This is a genomic window from Providencia sp. PROV003 (genome assembly GCF_045040775.1).
GTDB lineage: Bacteria > Pseudomonadota > Gammaproteobacteria > Enterobacterales > Enterobacteriaceae > Providencia > Providencia huashanensis.
Genome location: NZ_CP096369.1, coordinates 2,597,825 through 2,618,981, shown reverse-complemented (window position 1 = coordinate 2,618,981; position 21,157 = coordinate 2,597,825). Strand labels below are relative to the sequence as shown.

The window sequence follows — 21,157 nt, the reverse complement described above, 5'->3', positions numbered from 1 at the left end:
GAATATGGCGGAGAGATAGAGATTCGAACTCTAGGATGGTTTCCCATCGGCGGTTTTCAAGACCGCTGCCTTCGACCGCTCGGCCATCTCTCCATGGGGCGCGATTATGGAGGAATCCCGACGCCTTGTCTACCCCTGAAAGTAAAAAAATTGATTTTTTTACTTCGTTTGGCTAATCTTCACTCAATTACTCTCTATTTGCGAAAAATAATGGTAATATCTGTGCAAAATCGGTGTCTATCATTTCTCTAGGCGTATGATTTTTAACCTAATAATTTTTAGCCTATGGGAACGCACGCTACAGTATGTACAAACAATCATCATTAAAACCAAGCACTCTTTCACGTATTTTTGCTGCGTTTATTCTGTTGTTAATTGTGATGCTGTTTTTATCACTATTTAACTACTATCAAGCATGGGTGCAAAACCGCCAGACCTCATTAAGTAGTATGGCCACTAGGTTAGCGTATCAAATCGAAGACTACCGCTACCAAGCTAGCCACATTTATAAGCTTGCCAATGATAAAACAACTCCCACTGCTATAGATAAACTTTCCGTGACAGAAATGCGCCATGATATTTTTTGGTTAAGTAGTGCAAACCAAACTATTGATGCGATTGTATTTGGGAATAATAAAAAAGCGAATAATGTATTAGCCACTAAGCTAGCTGATTATATGGAGATTGTCTGGGGTGCACGCAATGAATATAACTCAATGTATTATCTTAATGGGCTAGATAATACTTTAGTTTTAGTAACTACTCATTCAATACTTAAGCCTGAACTACGTTTTAAGGAAAGCTATCTGACTCTAACTGCTGAAGAAAAGCGTGCGGATATGTTGACTCAATCGACACTGTTAGATAGACGAGAAATTATATCTAATATACAAAAGTATTCTCCAGATAACCTCTTCTATTATACTTATCGCTTGATGTTCAACTCTCCAGGGCAGCTAACCAGTGTTATTTCGTTTGATATTTCCATTAATTCGCTGATCCCAGCAAGCCTTAATGGGGATTTTTTCACCATTAATACACGCCCATCAAGTACTGGCAGTAATGAGTCTCATACCTCTTGGGTTGGAACAAACCTAATATTTTCGCAACCTATTGAAGGGACTAGCTATCAGCTTTATTATCATACTTCATTAAAAAACATTATTTTTAATATGGTGAGCTTTAACCTTTGGTTAATGACAGGCATGCTCATCATGATTTTCCTTGCTTTGTTGATCATGGCTTTTATTCGTAAACGACTTATTTCTCCCAATACCAACATGCTACAAGAACTCCATTTTAACGAAGCGCTAAACAATGCCCTGATTAACCATATTGCCTATGGTATTTTAGTCTACGACTTTAATGCCAACAAAAAAATCCTTAGCAATAACATTGCAAATCAATTACTACCTTCAATGGATTTGGTTCATATAAAAGAGATGGCAATCGAAAATCATGATGTTATTCAGGTTTCGATTGAAAATATTGTTTATGAGATCGTACTTGTTGAAAGTGCAACCAAAGCAAATACTGTCATGTTTATTATTGTAGATAAAGACAAGGAAGCTCTCACTCAAAAACGCCAAGAACTAGCCAACCGTGAATATAAAAAGAATATCCAAATGCGCAAGGTTGTATTTGAAAATATGTGTAGTGAAATACTTCCTGCCCTTATCCAAGTTGACGACCAATTAACTAAATTAGCTAAAATTTCAGGTGAAAATAACCAAAAATTTGTTTTAGAAATAGAAAGTCAGCTATTTTATATTAACCGTTGGTTTGAAAATATAGGGTTGCTAAATCAGCTAGAATCAGAAACAACTCCACTAAAAAGTGAAAAAATTTCGATTGCAAATGTCGTTAATCAGTTTTTGAAACAAAACCTATCGCGTCTTAATAATAAAGGGTTAGCCCTTTATTTTCATAACAATATCAATCCTGATTCATTAATTGAAACCAATTTGGCTTATTTACAGCATCTAATACAACTCATTTGGGATTATTCTATTGCAACAACCTCTTTTGGGAAGATATCTTTCACGCTATCTTATGATTCAGAAAAAAGAGTCGTTTTACTTAACATTAGAGATAGTGGTTCAGGGCTTAGTAACCAAGAACTTAATAACTTGCAAAGTCCTTTTCTTGGGAAAATACTAAATTCATCTCACTTCACTCGTTCTGGTATGACATTTTATTTATGTAAGTTATTGGTAAAGAGGATGAATGGGACATTTTCGATTCGTACTAGCGATGCGATAGGCACACATTATGAGATTACACTTCCAGCGACCAATGAACTCCTTGTTAAGGATTATCCTGCTTTATTAGAGGATGTCTACGTGCGGTTAAATATTCATAATGCAGATATTTCGCGTATTATCAGAAATACCTTAGCCAATTATGGCGCAGAATTTCTTGATTTAAATGAAAGTTCTCCGCATACGGATTGGGATCTGTTGATCACTGATAATAATGAAGAATGTTTTGAACACATTATCAAAATTAATGGTAATCTTTCTGGAATGCACGAGTTGCAACCTCACTACATAGAGGTTAATTATAACTTTGCTGATGAGCTTATTAGTGCAATTTCATTACTTATCGAAAATTCGGATAGCGAAGATGAATGTTCACGCCTACCAGAACCTAACGAGGTTGAATCTCAAACTTCATTATCTAACCCTGATGGAGAAATGGAAAATGCAATTAAAAGTTATCAATTAGTTTTAGCTAACAGTGGATATCGAGATTTGTTCATAACAACAGTACCGATAGATATTAATAAACTGTATAATAGTGAAAGTGTTGAGGATTTGACCGAATTGAAAAACACTGCACATCGTTTAAAAGGAGTTTTTGCTATGCTCGAATTCACAGTTCTTCATAAAATTTGTGAAGATTTAGAGCGTTATATAGCAGATGAAAACGGATTGGAAATAAGAAAATGCATTAGCATGCTGGATAATTCAGTCAAAAAACTAATGCCAGAAGGTAACCAATAAGATGAATAACCTAAATGTCATTGTTGCCGATGATCACCCTATTGTTCTTTTCGGTATCAGAAAATCACTTGAACAAATCGAATGGGTGAATATCGTAGGTGAATTTGAGGACTCAACCTCTTTAATTAATAACTTAGCACGCTTAAACGCTGATGTTCTAGTTACTGATTTATCTATGCCAGGTGATAAATACGGCGATGGTATTACGTTAATCAAATACATTAAACGCCATTATCCTGACCTTTCAATTATTGTTCTCACCATGAACAATAATCCAGCCATTCTAAGTGCAATTCTAGAACTGGATATCGAAGGTATAGTGTTAAAACAAGGCGCACCAGCAGATTTACCTAAAGCATTAGCGGCCTTACAGAAAGGTAAAAAGTTTACTCCTGAAAGTGTGAGTAAATTGTTAGAAAAAGTCAATGCGAGTGGTTACGGTGATAAACGCTTATCGCCAAAAGAAAGTGAAGTTCTGCGTTTATTTGCTGAAGGTTTCTTAGTCACTGAAATTGCTAAGAAGCTTAATCGTAGTATCAAAACAATTAGTAGCCAGAAAAAATCAGCAATGCTGAAATTAGGCGTTGAAAATGATATTGCCTTACTGAACTATCTTTCTTCTGTCAGCATTGATAACTCGCCTTCAGAGTAATATTTAAGTTCTTTTACTACACGATAAAAACCCGGTTACGGGTTTTTATTTTTTACTCCATTCATTTTTCAGCAAAAACGGGTCAATGTCTCGCGCAAAATAGCAATAGTGGTTGGTTTTGATAAACAATCATTCATACCCGCATCGATACAGCGTTGTTTTTCCTCAGCCATCGCATTCGCTGTTAGTGCAACAATAGGTAAATTATATTCTAAGCGGCGTAACTCTCTTGCCAATTGATAACCATCCATATTTGGCATGTTGACGTCCGTTAAAATAATATCAGCATGATGGCTATCTAAGTATTTCAGTGCATCTAATCCATCCACTGCAGTACCCGTTGTAAAGCCGATGCTGGCTAATTGTTCACTCAAAAGCATCCGATTGATTGGGTGGTCATCAACAATAAGTACATGGTATTCACCCAAAGAAAAATCTGCCATTAGTTGCTCATTCGAGCTAACATTTTTCTGTGAATTCTCAACGGTTTTCATAATAACTTTATCAATTAATACGGGTAACTTATCTAATTGATATGTGTTATAAACCCATTCATTTGATTTTGCTTCATAAAGATCACCTGCGTAGAAGCTCGACAACTGAATATGATGAGTGCTTCTCACTTCCCCTTTATGCTCACAATCGGTTATCAACAGGTCATAATCGATTGTTTTGTCGATAGAGTTATTAGTTACTACTATAAATTTTTCATGTGCTAATAGCCGTGATAGGAAATTCATTAAGAATTCGTTTTGGCACGAAATAGCAATACGATAGCCTGTACGATAATCGGGAACCGTTTTTTTAATGTACTCTTGCCCATAAAGTGGGATACGTATTGTGAATGAACTTCCAAGACCTATTTGGGAACTAACTTCTATATCACCATCCATTAGGTTGATTAGTTTTTCACATATAGCTAAACCTAAACCTGTTCCTTTGTGTCCGGTATTGTTTTGGTCATGTACTTGAAAGAATGGGTCAAATAATTGCATCACCACTGCTTGAGTCATGCCTATCCCTGAATCTCGGATTTCGACCTTCAAATAATTCTCATCTTTCCAAACATACAACAGTACAAAACCAGATTCCGTAAACTTAATACTGTTATTAACAATATTAGAAACCACTTGCTGTAGCCGTACTGAATCATTGAGAATTAAATCAGGAATGTCAGGCTCAATATAAGAATACAACGATATTTTTTTCTTGGTCACTAATGGCAAATAGTTAGCTAATACAAATGCAAATACTTCCCGACAATTAAAAAGTTTATTTTCTATTTTCAATTGTTTAGATTCAATTTTAGAAAAATCCAAAATATCACTGATGATTTGCAACAGTAATGAAGAAGAATTATCCATTGTGGACACTAAACGCGTTGCTTTTTCGGATAACTCATAACGTTGCAATAATTCAATATTACCGATGATCCCATATAGCGGTGTTCTTAATTCATGACTTACCGTTGCTAAGAACATCGATTTTGCATGGTTAGCTTGCTCTGCAGCATCAGCAATATCTTGCAATGATTTCTCCATTTGCACACGGATACTGATATCAATTAAAACACAAATCGCGACATCTTCATTTTGATAACGAGAATTCACAAAGCTGATCTGTAAATGTGTACCATTTGTTGTCACAACATCAATATAATTACTCGCTTTCTGGCGAATAATTGTCAAAATCCGCTGCTTATCATCATCACTTAATAAGCGAAAATAATCATGAGCTAGCTCATTACTTAGAATATTGCCACCATCCGTTAACCGTAAGATAATGATCCCCACAGGCGCGGAGGCCACAATTTTATGATTAAATTGTTCATGTTCTTCGAGGCGAATAGCGGTATTCGCAGCTGGCTCCAACATTTTTCTTTCTAACAACCAGATTAGAAAGAAAATAAGCCCACCAGTAAAAATATTAAGTATTACCCCGTAGAAGATAGTATCTTCTAAGCTCGCGAGTATTTGAGATGTTGCTATTGAGAAAATAACCGTTACTTGAGAAGGGGCTAAACGCTTCTTAAAAATTAATTTTGAATAATCAGAATTAAAGCCAAAAAAAGAAGGCTCTGCGATATTCAACAGTGCTGAACTTTTAGGATTCATATCTACCGGTGAATATAAAACAGGTTGGTTATAATTATTCACCATCAATATTTCAACTGCTTTATTTTTACTTATATTAAATTGATTCAAATTGATTGAGCGTTCTAAACCAATAAAAGCAAGCAACATCTCTTTATGATTAACAGGTTGAATTAGATAGACTTGGCCGTTATCGGGTTGAGCGCCATGCACAATAGTGAACAAATTACGCTCTTTGCCTCTCAGCCTTAGTCCCTGATAGGTGCGTACACTCTCATAACTCACTTTTTTCAATATCTCAATATCGGATATTGTAGAACGGATCGGATAATCCACCATACAATAACTTCTTGAACCGACTAAAAATACATGATTTAAGGCTTGTGGAGCCGCAATACTATCCTTCCAGAAATAATTTAATTGTTCGAAAGCATGTAAATAATTTTCAGCTCTATTCCTAAAATAATCACAATCTGTATCGGCGGTTAATTTATAAAAAGAATAGTTTGATGCACTAGGCAAATCCATAAAACTTGTAGATGTAGCCTTTCCATTCCCAGACTCTTGTAATTTAGTTTTATATTGTTCAGTCATTGACTGAATAGAATTTAAGGTCGCACCGGTTTGTTGAATATAAGCCTGAAGATTCTCATGCCCTGAATAAAATTGCTGACGTATGTCAGATTTATACTCATTGAATTGTGAATAAAGAAAAAATAAAGTAATAAAAACGCCCATCCCCCACAACATCAAGCCGAGGATACGAAATAAATCTCGAGAGAGTCTAAGTGATGTTTTAAACGAGGGTAAATATCTCAAGCGCCTTCCTGTATATTCGATACCATGACCGTTAATTATACTCGATCACATGATAAAAAAGCGATAAACATGAAAAGTAATAAAAACCATGAGAGATATCAATTAGAAAAGTAAAACGGGCAGCGTGATCGGCTGCCCGTTGAGTAGATTAAACGAAATGATTAATCTTGTTCATTGATGTCTGCATCATCCACACCATTTTCCATGGTGTTTTCGTCTACATTTTCATCATCTAAACCTTCATCATCTTCCGTTTCAGCAACGCGCTGTAAGCCAACAACTTTTTCGTCTTCGGCAGTTCTAATCAGAGTAACACCTTGAGTATTTCGACCAACAATACTGACTTCTGACACTCGAGTACGAACTAACGTCCCTGCATCAGTGATCATCATGATTTGGTCAGTGTCATCGACTTGAATGGCGCCAACTACATTCCCGTTACGTTCACTCACTTTAATGGAGATAACCCCTTGAGTTGCACGTGATTTTGTTGGATATTCTGCTGCTTCAGTACGTTTACCGTAACCATTCTCTGTTACAGTCAGGATATGGCCTTCCCCTCGAGGAATAATTAAAGAGACAACTTTATCGTTATCCATTAATTTTATACCACGAACACCTGTTGCAGTGCGCCCCATCGGTCTTACTGCATCTTCAGCAAAGCGAACCACTTTACCTTGCGCAGAGAACAACATGACTTCATTTGAGCCATCGGTCAAATTAACACCAATGAGTTCATCACCTTCATTTAGGTTAACCGCAATAATACCTGCGCTTCTTGGACGGCTGAATTCTTGTAAAGGCGTTTTCTTCACCGTACCGCTTGCAGTCGCCATAAACACGTTGTAGCCCTCTTCGTACTCTCGTACAGGTAAGATAGCTGTAATGCGTTCGTTTTGTTCAAGTGGTAATAAGTTAACGATTGGACGACCACGAGCACCACGGCTGGCCTCTGGTAATTGGTAAACCTTCATCCAGTATAAGCGACCACGACTTGAGAAACACAAGATGGTATCGTGCGTATTGGCAACCAAGAGGCGTTCAATAAAGTCTTCGTCTTTCGTCCGCGCTGCCGATTTACCTTTCCCTCCACGACGCTGTGCTTCGTAATCAGACAGAGGCTGATACTTCACATAACCTTGGTGAGATAACGTAACGACCACATCTTCTTGATTGATTAAATCTTCAATATTGATGTCCGCGGTATTCTCGGTAATTTCAGTACGTCGAGGGTCATTATATGTATCACGAATAATTTCTAATTCTTCGCGAATAACTTCCATCAAACGTTCAGGGCTGCGCAAAATAAATAACAGAGCTTCAATTTGAATTAAAAGTTCACGGTATTCTTCGAGTAATTTTTCATGCTCAAGACCCGTTAACTTTTGCAAACGCAAATCAAGAATAGCTTGTGCTTGTTGTTCAGTAAGGAAATATTGACCATCATGAACACCGAACTGTTCTTCTAACCATTCTGGACGAGCCGCGTCATCACCTGCACGCTCTAGCATCGCAGCCACATTACCAAGGTCCCAAGACCTTGCTATCAGCCCTGCTTTGGCTTCTGCTGGCGTTGGTGCCTTACGGATCAGCTCGATAATTGGGTCAATATTCGCTAATGCAATCGCTAACGCTTCAAGTATATGAGCTCTATCGCGTGCTTTACGCAGTTCAAAAATGGTACGGCGTGTAACAACCTCACGACGATGACGAACGAAAGCAGCAATAATATCTTTTAGATTCAGTATTTTTGGTTGGCCTTGATGTAAAGCCACCATATTAATGCCAAAAGAAACTTGCAGCTGAGTTAATGAATACAAGTTGTTTAGGACAACCTCACCCACCGCATCACGTTTTACCTCAATGACAATACGCATGCCGTCTTTATCTGACTCATCACGTAATGCACTGATACCGTCAACACGTTTGTCTTTGACTAGTTCAGCAATTTTTTCAATCAAGCGAGCTTTATTCACTTGATAAGGTATTTCGCTGACAATGATGGTTTCACGGCCACTTTTCTCATCGACTTCGACTTCTGCACTAGCACGGATATAAACCTTACCACGCCCTGTACGATAAGCATCGATGATACCACGACGACCGTTGATGATGGCAGCAGTCGGGAAATCTGGGCCCGGTATGTGCTCCATCAAACCTTCAATACTGATATCTTCATCTTCTATATAGGCAAGACAACCATTTATAACTTCCCCTAAATTGTGAGGAGGAATATTAGTTGCCATCCCAACAGCAATACCTGACGACCCATTAACTAAAAGGTTAGGGATTTTCGTTGGCATTACTTCAGGAATTTGCTCTGTTCCATCATAGTTTGGAACGAAATCAACGGTTTCTTTTTCAAGATCAGCCAGTAGCTCATGAGCAATTTTCGCCATACGGATTTCCGTATAACGCATTGCCGCAGCTGAGTCTCCATCAACTGAACCGAAGTTTCCTTGACCATCCACCAGCATGTAACGCATAGAGAAAGGCTGTGCAAGACGAACGATAGTCTCATAAACAGCGAAATCACCATGTGGATGGTATTTACCGATGACGTCCCCGACTATACGGGCAGATTTTTTATAGGGTTTATTCCAATCATTTCCCAATACATTCATCGCAAATAGTACTCTGCGGTGTACTGGCTTCAGTCCATCTCGAACATCCGGAAGTGCACGGCCGACAATAACGGACATTGCATAATCCAAATACGAACTTTTAAGCTCTTCTTCGATATTAACTGGTGTGATTTCTCTGGCAATCTCGCTCATGGAACCACTGTCCCTCATAACTTCGGATTCAAAGAGTAGAACTATACCACAATTCGCCAATTTAATAAAAATAAGAGACGGGTATTTGTCTTTCAAGCTATGTATAATAGCGGAAAATTAAGTTTATGTGTCCGAAACTTGAAGGTTCTGCAATGAATAGCTGCGATAACTCAGTTATTGTCTGCATTTTAACCTTCAATAATAAACGGGCGCCTATCACCTCCCCTATTAAAATCAGGCTATCAATAATAGGTCTATCGGGTAATAGGATCAAAATAGGAGCTTCTTTAATGAGTGATACCCAAACCCCAGCGTATCTTAATGTCGATAAACAAGAAATTGAAAAATTTGAATCCATCGCGTCCCGCTGGTGGGATTTAGAAGGCGAGTTCGCCCCTTTACACCGTATTAACCCATTACGTTTAGGGTACATCATGCAACGTGTAGAGGGGATTTTCGGTAAAAAAATTCTTGATGTAGGCTGTGGTGGCGGCATTTTATCAGAAAGTATGGCGCGTGAAGGTGCTGAGGTTACTGGCCTAGATATGGGCGCGGAACCTTTAATGGTTGCACGTTTGCATTCGCTTGAGTCAGGTATTCCTGTTGAATATGTTCAAGAAACGGTTGAACAACATGCGGATAAACACCCTCAAGCCTATGATGTTGTAACTTGCATGGAAATGCTAGAGCATGTGCCAGACCCACAATCTGTCGTCAGAGCCTGCGCAAAATTAGTTAAACCAGGTGGCCATGTTATTTTTTCTACTATTAATCGTAATAAAAAAGCTTGGTTGATGGCAGTTGTTGCTGCAGAGTATGTGATGAAAATGGTCCCCAAAGGGACTCATGATGCGAATAAATTTATTCGCCCATCAGAATTGATTAGCTGGGTCGATGAAACACAGTTAAAAGATAAACATATCATAGGGTTGCACTATAACCCTATGACTGATAAATTTTGGCTTGGCCCAAATGTGGATGTCAATTATATGCTGCACACGATCAGCGAATAGTCTGTTAGTCGCGAAAAGAATAAATCGCAAGCAGTACGTTTAAGAAAGCAGCAAACGATCGCAATTTACAAAATTTATTTTAGTCCTCATGTCGGAAGCTTTTTTTTTATTAGTTCCTTTTACCATGCAGCTTACCGACATGATCTATTTTCTTATCCAACCAGTTATCCACAAGAACCCCGCAATTTGTTCACTTGATAAAATCGCATATTAACATTATCTTGTTATGGTATTCTCAACAAACTACTACATATAGTAGTAAGGCAAAACATAACACAACTAGTCTCATGGCATTTAACCATGGGCTTTTTTATGTTTGCATTACACTATTTGTTGTTCAACCAAGGTGCATTTGCTCATGAACCAGAGTCTGTTAGTCACAAAACGTGATGGACATAAAGAACGCATTAATCTCGATAAAATCCACAAGGTAATAACCTGGGCTGCTGAAGGCCTCAGTAACGTATCTGTTTCTCAGGTGGAGTTACGTTCACAGATTCAGTTTTATGATGGGATCAGAACTTCTGATATTCACGAAACGATGATCAAAGCAGCAGCCGATTTGATTACTGGTGAAACACCAGATTACCAATATCTTGCCGCACGTCTTGCGATATTTAACCTACGCAAGAAAGCCTATGGCCAATTTGAGCCACCAGCACTGTATGCACATGTAAAACACCTCGTTGAAATGGGGAAATATGATAAGCATTTGCTGGAAGACTACTCCGAAGCAGAGTTCGAGCAAATGGATAGTTTTATTGACCATTGGCGTGATATGAATTTTTCCTATGCTGCGGTTAAACAGCTCGAAGGCAAATATTTAGTACAAAACCGCGTAACTGGTGAAATATACGAAAGTGCGCAATTTTTATATATATTAGTCGCGGCTTGTCTATTTTCACATTACCCAAAAGAAACACGTCTTGATTACATTCGCCGTTTCTACGATGCCGTATCTACCTTCAAAATTTCACTACCTACGCCAATTATGGCTGGGGTACGTACACCTACGCGTCAATTTAGTTCTTGTGTTCTAATTGAATGTGGAGACAGCCTTGATTCTATCAACGCCACATCAAGTGCCATTGTCAAATATGTTTCACAACGTGCAGGAATTGGTGTAAATGCAGGGCGTATCCGTGCATTAGGTAGCCCTATTCGTGGTGGTGAAGCATTCCATACTGGCTGTATACCATTTTATAAGCACTTCCAAACAGCGGTTAAATCTTGTTCTCAAGGTGGCGTCCGCGGTGGTGCAGCAACATTATTCTACCCAATCTGGCACTTAGAAGTTGAAAGCTTATTGGTTCTAAAAAATAACCGTGGTGTTGAAGGTAACCGTGTTCGTCATATGGACTACGGCGTTCAGTTAAATAAATTGATGTACGAACGCTTGATTAAAAACCAAGATATCACGTTGTTCAGCCCATCTGATGTGCCTGGTCTTTATGACGCTTTCTTTGCTGATCAAGAAGAATTCGAACGCTTGTATGTGAAATATGAACAAGATGAAAATATTCGCAAGACCGCCGTAAAAGCCGTTGAGCTATTTTCATTAATGATGCAAGAGCGTGCATCTACTGGTCGTATTTATATTCAAAACGTTGACCACTGTAATACACATAGCCCATTTGACCCACAAGTTGCACCCGTTCGTCAATCGAACCTGTGTTTAGAAATTGCATTACCGACAAAACCATTAAATAACATTAATGATGAAAATGGTGAAATCGCGCTATGTACACTTTCTGCTTTCAACTTAGGTGCAATTGAAAGCCTTGATGAGTTAGAAGAATTAGCCACGTTAGCTGTCCGTGCGTTAGATGCCCTACTCGATTATCAAGATTACCCAATTATTGCAGCGAAGCAAGGGTCTATGGGCCGTCGTACCTTAGGTATTGGCGTGATCAACTATGCTTATTATTTGGCAAAACATGGTGTTCGTTACTCCGATGGCAGTGCAAATAATCTAACGCATAAAACCTTTGAAGCAATTCAATATTACCTGTTGAAAGCCTCAAATGAACTAGCAAAAGAGCAAGGCGCTTGCCCATGGTTCAATGAAACCACTTATGCACAAGGTGTGTTACCGATCGATACTTATAAAAAAGAACTCGATAAGTTAACTAATGAGCCTTTACATTATGATTGGGAAGCACTTCGCCAAGACATTAAACAACATGGTCTGCGTAACTCTACATTATCTGCTTTGATGCCTTCTGAAACATCATCCCAGATTTCAAACGCAACCAATGGTATTGAGCCGCCACGTGGTTACATCAGTATTAAAGCATCTAAAGATGGCATCTTACGTCAGGTCGTCCCTGATTACGAAAATCTTAAAAGTGCTTATGAACTGTTATGGCAAATGCCTTCAAATAGCGGTTATTTACAACTCGTTGGTATCATGCAGAAATTTATCGACCAGTCGATATCTGCAAACACAAACTATGACCCAACTCGTTTCGAGAGCGGTAAAGTACCAATGAACCAATTGCTAAAAGATTTATTGCTCGCCTATAAGTTTGGTGTGAAAACACTTTACTATCACAACACCCGCGATGGCGCGGAAGATGTGCAAGGTGATCTGGAAGAAGTTGTTGAGTCAGCAGATTCCGATTGCGAAGGCGGCGCGTGTAAAATTTAATAGGAATGGTTATGTCACATACATATACAACGTTTTCACAGAAGAAAAATGACCAAATGCTGGAACCGATGTTTTTCGGCCAGCCGGTTAACGTGGCACGCTATGATCAGCAAAAATACCCTATTTTTGAAAAACTGATTGAAAAACAACTGTCATTTTTCTGGCGACCAGAAGAAGTTGACGTGTCGCGCGACCGCATTGACTATAATGCATTGCCAGAACACGAAAAGCATATTTTCATCAGTAATCTGAAATACCAAACGCTGCTTGACTCTATTCAGGGTCGCAGCCCAAATGTGGCTCTGTTGCCATTAATTTCAATTCCTGAGTTAGAGACTTGGGTAGAAACGTGGGCATTTTCTGAAACTATTCACTCACGTTCTTATACGCATATTATTCGTAATATCGTAAATGACCCTGCCATCATTTTTGATGATATTGTTGAAAATGAAGAAATTTTAAAGCGTGCAAAAGACATTTCTGGTTTTTATGATGACCTAATCGAAATGACTAACTACTACCATATGTTTGGTGAAGGTACTCATAATTGTAATGGCAAGCAAGTCACCGTTTCTCTACGCCAACTTAAAAAGCAACTTTACCTGTGCTTAATGAGTGTCAATGCCCTAGAAGCCATCCGTTTTTATGTTAGTTTTGCTTGTTCATTTGCTTTTGCTGAGCGTGAACTGATGGAAGGGAATGCAAAAATCATCAAGCTAATTGCGCGTGATGAAGCGTTGCACCTAACCGGTACTCAACACATGCTTAACCTATTGCGTTCAGGTCAAGATGACCCTGAAATGGCAGAAATTGCAGCGGAATGTGAACAAGAATGCTACGACTTGTTCGTACAAGCAGCGGAACAAGAAAAAGAGTGGGCTGATTACCTATTTAGTGAAGGTTCAATGATTGGTTTAAATAAAGATATTTTATGCCAATACGTTGAATACATTACTAATATCCGTATGCAAGCGGTAGGTTTGAAATTACCTTTCGAAGGGCGCTCCAACCCGATACCATGGATTAACGCATGGTTAGTTTCAGATAACGTACAGGTCGCACCTCAAGAAGTTGAAGTTAGTTCTTACCTAGTTGGTCAAATTGACTCTCAAGTCGATACCGACGACCTGAGCGACTTCGAACTGTAATTATGGCTAGCCATAAAATCACCCTGCGATTAACGCAGGGTGTTCAAGTCCCCTTCCATACTGAAATCCATTCGTGTTTATTGGAAGCTCTCGAAGATAGTCGTGTTCCTGTCGAATATCAATGCCGTGAAGGCTACTGTGGTTCATGTCGTGTGATGTTATTACGTGGAAAAGTCGGCTATAAGCGTAAACCTTTGGCATTTGTTCAAGAAGGTGAAATATTACCTTGTTGTTGCCACCCGCTTTCTGACATTGAAATTGGTTGATAGTTTAATATCGTTAGCGATTGCATGGTAATTGACTTTCCATGCAATCGCTTTTCATCTTATGAGATTGCTATCGGTTTATAGGTAACCATATAAAGCGGCAAATACCCAGCCAAATACGCAAGAGACGCCCACCCCAATTAACCCCGGCAAGATAAAACTGTGGTTGATAACAAATTTACCGATACGTGTTGTTCCTGAGCGGTCAAATTGAATCGCTGCAAGGTCACTAGGATAAGTTGGTAAAATATAATAACCATAACAAGCTGGCGCAGAAGCAATAATATAAGCAGGGTCAACACCAATTCCTAATGCGATAGGCACAACCGCTGCCAATGCCGCTGCTTGTGAATTAACGAATTTAGACACCAATAGTAAAATAACCGCATATGCCCATGGGAAATCCTTAACTAAAGAACCAAGTGTTCCTTTGATCTCATCCATGTGTGCACCAAACATGGTTTCAGCCATCCATGCGATACCATATACCGCGACAATAGCAATCATCCCTGAGCGGAAAACTTCATTCTTCGATATTTGCCCTGGATTAGTTTTACAGATGATAATAATTAGCGCTCCTGCCAATAACATAAACATCTGGATCACTAATACCATAGAAAGTGGTTTACCATTCACTAGTGGTCTTAATTCAGAAAAAGCGCCTAATAATGCAACGACTGCAATAGATGCTAGGAAAATCCACATCGCTACCCAATTAATTTTAGGCAATTTTTTATCCAGTAATGTCACACTGTCACCATATACATAATCATGGTTTTCAGGGACAGAAATAAACTCTTGGAATACGGGGTCTTTATCAAGATCTTTCCCCCTAAACCAACTAAAGATACCAATAGCTAAAATACCTAATAATGTTGATGGGATAGTAATGGCCAATAAATCTAGAAATTCAAGAGATTGCCCGTTTATCGTCACCCCATTTAACATTGCAACGAGTGAAACAACAGCCACTGATACAGGGCTAGCTATAATCCCCATTTGTGCACCAATACTACTTGCAGCCATTGGTCTTTCTGGACGAATATTGTTTTTAATCGCTGCATCATAAATGATAGGTAAAATAGTATAAACAACATGCCCTGTACCACACAAAATGGTTAAAATGCATGTCACAAATGGTGCCACAATAGAGATGTATTTAGGGTTTTTCCGTAGTAATCGTTCTGCAATTTGCAGCATGACATCTAAACCGCCTGATGCTTGTAACGTTGCTGATGCGGCAACAACAGCAATGATAACAAGCATAACATCAACAGGCGGTTTTCCTGGCGGTAAGCCAAACCCAAAAACTAAAATTACGAGACCAACACCACCCAAAAGCCCTAACGCCATCCCACCTTTTTTTGCTCCGTAAAACAAGCAAACAAGGATAATGGCAAGTTGTATCATGAAGTCCATAGTTTCATCCTTTATAGATATGTCTGCCTATATTATCCGGATGATTTATATTCATTAATTTGATTTATGATAATTTCAAAATCAATTTAATTTTATTTTTTATGCTTTTGTTATAGCCTCATCACACAATTCACCTTAAGTAACTGCCATACTGCCCAGTTAATTAGTCTATATAGAAAAATCAATTAATTACCCTCTATTTTTTAACATATGCCTCCTCTTTGAATTTACGTTTATCTCTCATTATTTTTTCATTTAATTAACCTGTATTTATTTAGCTATTCTTTTAGTCTCAACTAAATTTAAGGTGTAAATATATATATACACCACCTGTAATTTACATTTGACAGCGCACGTGCGATCGCATAATCTGCTGCACTTATTAATAAATTAATTTCAATTAGAGGAACTTGTGAAGAATCGTACGCTTGGCAGTGTGTTAATCGTTGCAGGAACAACAATAGGGGCTGGGATGCTGGCAATGCCACTTGCTGCTGCAGGTGTCGGTTTCACAGGCATCGTCTGTTTGCTTGTTGGTTTGTGGATGTTAATGAGCTATACCTCATTGCTATTAGTTGAAGTATATCAACATAACCCAGCCAACATGGGATTAGGGTCTGTTGCTAAGAAATATCTAGGTCCCACAGGGCAAATAGTAACAGGCCTCAGTATGCTGTTATTAATGTACGCCTTAACGACTGCATATATTGGCGGTGCCGGTGTTCTAATTTCAGACAGTTTTTCTTCATGGTGGGGTATTAACATTTCGACGGATACTGCCATTATTGCGTTCACAATTATCGGGGGTGCGATTGTCTGCATAGGCACCCACTCTGTAGACTTTATTAATCGAATTTTATTCACTGCAAAAACTGTTTTTTTAGTGATTATGTTAGTCGTGATGATGCCCCATGCCGAAGCTATTAACTTAAGCACAATGCCAGTTGAAAAAGGCCTACTTCTTGCTGCCGTGCCCGTTATATTCACTTCATTTGGGTTCCATGGAAGCGTGCCTAGCTTGGTGAACTATATGAATGGTGATGTGCGTAAATTACGTATGATTTTTATTACGGGTAGTGCTATCCCACTAGTCGCCTATATTCTGTGGCAAATCGCAACGCTTGGGTCAATTCCCTCTCATACGTTTATCGGGATCCTTGCGCAACAATCTGGCCTAAACGGGCTACTGACTGCAATCCGTGATGTTGTGGCTACACCCCGTGTAAATATCGCTGTTAGTTTATTTATGGATTTAGCCTTAGCGACTTCCTTTTTAGGTGTTGCCCTTGGCCTATTTGATTATCTTGCCGACCTATTTAAGCGCAGTAACCACCTATTTGGTCGCATTCAAACAGGTTTATTAACCTTCATACCGCCGCTGTTAGCTGCCTTATTTTTTAGCAGTTTCGTGCAGGCCTTAACTTATGCTGCTGTTGCACTGTCTGTTCTTGCACTGATTATCCCTGCGCTCTTAACCTTACGGGTGCGTAAAGTTGAAACGCAAGGTGAATACCAAGTTAAGGGTGGCACACCAATATTAGGTTTAGTGCTACTTTGCGGTATCGCTGTCATCGCTATCCAATTTGCTATTGTTGCTGGTTTTTTACCAAACGTTGGATAAGCTCTCGATAAAGTAAAAGACTTCAATATCATGCCATTTGAAGTCTTTTACTCAGGATTGAGTTTTATTGTTATTACCTTTATCCATTAACCCAATCATTCATCATTCCTATATTTTACTCTGCGTTAATACACCTCTTAAAATTTACCTCCAAAATATCACCCCTTATCAGTAAATAATACCGAGCAGACAACTTTGTCTGCTTATTCTATTGTGGTGTAGTGACGTTACTGCTTGTTATCATTGGCTGCCAATAAGGATAATTGGATGCAGAAAAAACGGATATCTACTGCACATGATGCCGCTTTTAAAGGCTTTATGACGAAAATTGAAAATGCCCGAGACTTTTTTGATATTCACCTCCCTAATCATATTAAGTCATTATGTGATTTTAATACGCTAGCCCTAACTAACTCTTCATTTATTGATAAACAACTGCGCTCACGTTTATCCGATGTTTTATATTCAGTGCAAACAACCCACGGAAAAGGTTACCTTTATCTTTTAGTCGAACACCAGTCAACCCCAGATAAACTTATGGCTTGGCGTTTAATGCATTATGCGTTTTTAGCGATGAACCAACATCTGCAACAAGGTAATAAGACGCCCCCTCTTGTGGTGCCAGTTCTTTTTTATCACGGTGGGCGGTCTCCATACCCCTATACGCAATTATGGACGGATTGTTTTACACTCCCAGATATCGCTAATGGGCTATACACACAGCCATTCCCATTGGTAGATGTCACGGTAATAGAGGATAGTCAATTGGTTAATCATCGGAAAGTCGCTGTCATGGAGCTGGCGATGAAACATAAGTATTTACGGGATGAATTTCAGCAAGTTCTGCCGCTCTTGGCACAGGCACTTAATCAACACTATAATAGCGATAATGATATCGTGACTATCTTGAATTATTTGTTCATTGCGTTGGACTCCACTAATTTCGAACATATTGTGCAGGCATTGGGGGAGCAAACCGAAAAACATAAGGAAACTATAATGAATATTGCACAGCGGTTACAGGATAAAGGCCGCCAAGAAGGTCTACTTGAAGGCATTGAGCGAGGGCGTGAAGAGGCAACAATTGTTTTGGCGAGTAATTTACTTAAACAAGGGGTTAGCCTAGAAATTATTATGGAAAGCACGGGGTTAAGCCGTGAAGTACTGGTTTCATTACAGTAACCCTCTAACGGCTATTAGTATGTGCAATGTGAGCGACATCGTAATAAATAAGCTTAGTTATTATTTTGTTTCAAGCGGCTTTTAAATAAAGAATATTTATGATAATAAAAAATAAGGTGGAATTATCAGTTCCCAATCTAAGGGGTTAATCCCGGATTAGGAACTGATTAAAATACGAGAAAAGTTTTAAAATGAAAGCCCTGCTCCCACATACCAACCATCTGCAACTTTATCACTGTTGTTGCCATGGCTACCTTTCATTTCAATTAACCGATACCCAGCATCAATAGATAACGGCTTGAATACCGTGTAACGTGCGCCCGCTTTAGCTTCCACGTACGATTTGCTGCCTGATGTCAGTTGCTCAGGAGCACCATAAGCTTCACCATAAATATTTAATGAAGGCAAAGCTTGCCAATTTACCCCACCACCAACAGCTAATGCAGCACCATTACTATTGTTATCAGGCGATAAATATAACCCTTTACCACCAACATGAGCAGAAAAAGGCCCAATTGGCAAACCAAATGTAGCGCCGAGGCTCCCCATTTGACCATCATGGTCACTGCGCGCCCAAGAACCATTAAACGCTAAACCGGCATTTGGGTTACCCAACCCAGCGGACAATTCCGTAAAATGTTTACCTGCTTGAGCACTAACTGAAACTGCCTGTGCAGTACCAACAAAAAATGGCGACATGGCCGCTGCTAATAACAATACTTTGCGCATTATCTTATCCTCTTCAAATTATTACATGCGGATACTACGCGAATTTTACGTAATCCTCAGTCTTTATTACTCAGATTTACTCAAGCTATACATAAAATACGACAAATTCTCAAATAATTTTATCAAATCAAAGGTATATCATTCAATAACAGTAATATGAATACCACTATTGCCATGTTAATCACAGTAATTGGTCATATTAATTAGATTATTAATACCATGGTAATTATACTGGTTTATAGGTTCATTGTAGTAATGATTTTATTTTTTTACAAAAGATTAACTTATTAGTTAGGTTTGTGTAGTCATTTAATCCAGAATTAGGAGTATTTTGATGAAAAAGAAAGGGCTTACTACCGCTTCTGGCGCTCCCGTCGCCAATAATAATAATGTCATGACCGCGGGTAAACGCGGCCCTATGTTATTACAGGATGTTTGGTTTTTAGAAAAACTGGCTCATTTTGACCGTGAAGTGATCCCAGAAAGACGCATGCATGCAAAAGGTTCAGGCTCATTCGGTACCTTTACGGTGACACATGATATTACCCGTTACACAAGGGCAAAAATTTTCTCACAAATTGGAAAAAAAACCGAAATGTTTGCCCGCTTTTCTACCGTTGCAGGTGAGCGTGGTGCCGCAGATGCAGAACGTGATATCCGAGGTTTTGCACTGAAATTTTATACAGAAGAAGGTAACTGGGATATGGTTGGTAACAATACCCCAGTTTTTTACTTCCGTGACCCCTTGAAATTCCCTGATTTAAACCACGTGGTTAAGCGCGACCCACGCTCTAATTTACGTACTATGGAACATAAGTGGGCATTTTTCTCTCAGTTACCTGAATCTTTGCACCAATTGACCATTGATGCGAGTGATCGAGGCATCCCTCAAAGTTACCGTCATATGCACGGTTTTGGTAGCCATACTTATAGCTTTATCAATAGTGATAACGAGCGATTTTGGGTCAAATTCCATTTCCGCTGCCAACAAGGCATCCAAAACCTCTCTGATGAGCAAGCAGAACAATTAGTCGGTAAAGATAGAGAAAGCTCACAACGTGATTTATTTGAATCTATTGAAAAAGGTGACTTTCCTCGCTGGAACTTACAGGTTCAAATCATGCCTGAGAAAGAAGCATCGCAAGTTCCTTATAACCCATTTGACCTAACTAAAGTCTGGCCACATAAGGATTACCCATTAATTGATGTTGGCTATTTTGAACTTAACCGTAACCCAGATAATTATTTTTCTGATGTCGAACAAGCAGCATTCAGCCCAGCAAATATCGTCCCGGGTATTGGTTTCTCACCAGATAGAATGTTACAAGGGCGTTTATTCTCTTATGGCGATGCGCACCGTTACCGCCTTGGCGTCAACCACCACCAAATCCCTGTAAACGCACCTCGCTGCCCATTCCACAATTACCATCGTGATGGAGCTATGCGTGTGGATGGCAATAGTGGCAATAATGTCACTTATGAGCCAAATGAAGCAGGCTTATTCCAAGAACAACCGGATTTCAGTGAGCCGCCATTATCTATCGAAGGTGCTGCTGACCATTGGGATCATCGTGAAGACCAAGACTATTTCAGCCAGCCTCGCGCCTTGTATGAACTACTGGATGATGCAGAACATCAAAGAATGTTTAAACGTATTGCGGGGGAACTGATTGACGCAACAGAAGAAACCCAAATACGCCAAATTGGGTTATTTAAACAAGTTCACCCTGAGTATGGTGCAGGCGTGGAAAAAGCATTAAACGCTCTGAAAAAATAATTCGCT

Annotated in this window: 13 protein-coding genes and 1 tRNA gene; 9 read left to right on the top strand and 5 right to left on the bottom strand. The window is 39.1% G+C overall.

What is annotated here, in order from left to right; genetic code table 11:
* Nucleotides 1–5: 5 nt before the first annotated feature.
* Nucleotides 6–93 (bottom strand) — tRNA-Ser (locus M1F14_RS11825).
* 212 nt (nucleotides 94–305) lie between these two features.
* On the opposite strand from M1F14_RS11825, the gene rcsD reads away from it, so the two are divergent.
* Both rcsD and rcsB read left to right on the top strand, forming a co-directional pair.
* Nucleotides 306–3,005, top strand: a complete 2,700-nt coding sequence (rcsD, locus tag M1F14_RS11820; protein WP_181468590.1) for a phosphotransferase RcsD — start codon at nucleotides 306–308, stop codon at nucleotides 3,003–3,005.
* A gap of 1 nt (nucleotide 3,006) precedes the next feature.
* Nucleotides 3,007–3,657, top strand: coding sequence for a response regulator transcription factor RcsB (gene rcsB / locus M1F14_RS11815; RefSeq protein ID WP_004259923.1), 651 nt, complete (start codon nucleotides 3,007–3,009; stop codon nucleotides 3,655–3,657).
* Nucleotides 3,658–3,725: 68 nt separating this feature from the next.
* Here the strand turns inward: rcsB and rcsC are convergent, their stop codons facing one another.
* Nucleotides 3,726–6,512, bottom strand: a complete 2,787-nt coding sequence (gene rcsC, locus M1F14_RS11810) for a two-component system sensor histidine kinase RcsC (protein WP_232370538.1) — start codon at nucleotides 6,510–6,512, stop codon at nucleotides 3,726–3,728.
* A gap of 218 nt (nucleotides 6,513–6,730) precedes the next feature.
* The gene (gene gyrA / locus M1F14_RS11805; protein ID WP_181468592.1) at nucleotides 6,731–9,346 is read right to left on the bottom strand and encodes a DNA topoisomerase (ATP-hydrolyzing) subunit A; all 2,616 of its coding nucleotides are present in this window, start codon (nucleotides 9,344–9,346) and stop codon (nucleotides 6,731–6,733) included.
* 290 nt (nucleotides 9,347–9,636) lie between these two features.
* Here gyrA and ubiG point away from each other — a divergent pair, with 290 nt between their 5' ends.
* The 4 genes from ubiG to yfaE all read left to right on the top strand — a co-directional run bounded on the left by ubiG (nucleotide 9,637) and on the right by yfaE (nucleotide 14,423).
* Nucleotides 9,637–10,359, top strand: coding sequence for a bifunctional 2-polyprenyl-6-hydroxyphenol methylase/3-demethylubiquinol 3-O-methyltransferase UbiG (ubiG, locus tag M1F14_RS11800; RefSeq protein ID WP_181468593.1), 723 nt, complete (start codon nucleotides 9,637–9,639; stop codon nucleotides 10,357–10,359).
* 358 nt (nucleotides 10,360–10,717) lie between these two features.
* A complete protein-coding gene (gene nrdA / locus M1F14_RS11795) occupies nucleotides 10,718–13,009 on the top strand; it encodes a class 1a ribonucleoside-diphosphate reductase subunit alpha (protein ID WP_042844413.1) in 2,292 nt (763 codons plus the stop codon).
* A gap of 11 nt (nucleotides 13,010–13,020) precedes the next feature.
* Entirely contained in the window at nucleotides 13,021–14,157 is a 1,137-nt protein-coding gene (nrdB, locus tag M1F14_RS11790; RefSeq protein ID WP_042844414.1) for a class Ia ribonucleoside-diphosphate reductase subunit beta, read from the top strand.
* A gap of 2 nt (nucleotides 14,158–14,159) precedes the next feature.
* Entirely contained in the window at nucleotides 14,160–14,423 is a 264-nt protein-coding gene (gene yfaE, locus M1F14_RS11785; protein WP_042844415.1) for a class I ribonucleotide reductase maintenance protein YfaE, read from the top strand.
* A gap of 78 nt (nucleotides 14,424–14,501) precedes the next feature.
* Here the strand turns inward: yfaE and M1F14_RS11780 are convergent, their stop codons facing one another.
* Nucleotides 14,502–15,842 (bottom strand): anaerobic C4-dicarboxylate transporter, encoded by a 1,341-nt coding sequence (locus M1F14_RS11780; protein ID WP_048607497.1) that lies wholly within the window; start codon nucleotides 15,840–15,842, stop codon nucleotides 14,502–14,504.
* 412 nt (nucleotides 15,843–16,254) lie between these two features.
* Here M1F14_RS11780 and tyrP point away from each other — a divergent pair, with 412 nt between their 5' ends.
* The gene (gene tyrP, locus M1F14_RS11775; RefSeq protein ID WP_042844418.1) at nucleotides 16,255–17,463 is read left to right on the top strand and encodes a tyrosine transporter TyrP; all 1,209 of its coding nucleotides are present in this window, start codon (nucleotides 16,255–16,257) and stop codon (nucleotides 17,461–17,463) included.
* 267 nt (nucleotides 17,464–17,730) lie between these two features.
* Complete coding sequence (locus M1F14_RS11770; protein WP_131680531.1) at nucleotides 17,731–18,645, top strand: Rpn family recombination-promoting nuclease/putative transposase; 915 nt, start codon at nucleotides 17,731–17,733, stop codon at nucleotides 18,643–18,645.
* A 186-nt stretch (nucleotides 18,646–18,831) separates the two neighbouring features.
* Here M1F14_RS11770 and M1F14_RS11765 read toward each other — a convergent pair whose 3' ends face one another.
* Nucleotides 18,832–19,374 carry a YfaZ family outer membrane protein gene (locus M1F14_RS11765; RefSeq protein ID WP_042844420.1) on the bottom strand — a complete coding sequence of 181 codons (543 nt, stop codon included), beginning with the start codon at nucleotides 19,372–19,374 and terminating at the stop codon, nucleotides 18,832–18,834.
* Between the two features lie 334 nt (nucleotides 19,375–19,708).
* On the opposite strand from M1F14_RS11765, the gene M1F14_RS11760 reads away from it, so the two are divergent.
* Nucleotides 19,709–21,151: a catalase gene (locus M1F14_RS11760; protein WP_042844421.1), complete on the top strand. Its 1,443-nt coding sequence runs from the start codon at nucleotides 19,709–19,711 to the stop codon at nucleotides 21,149–21,151.
* Nucleotides 21,152–21,157 lie beyond the last annotated feature (6 nt).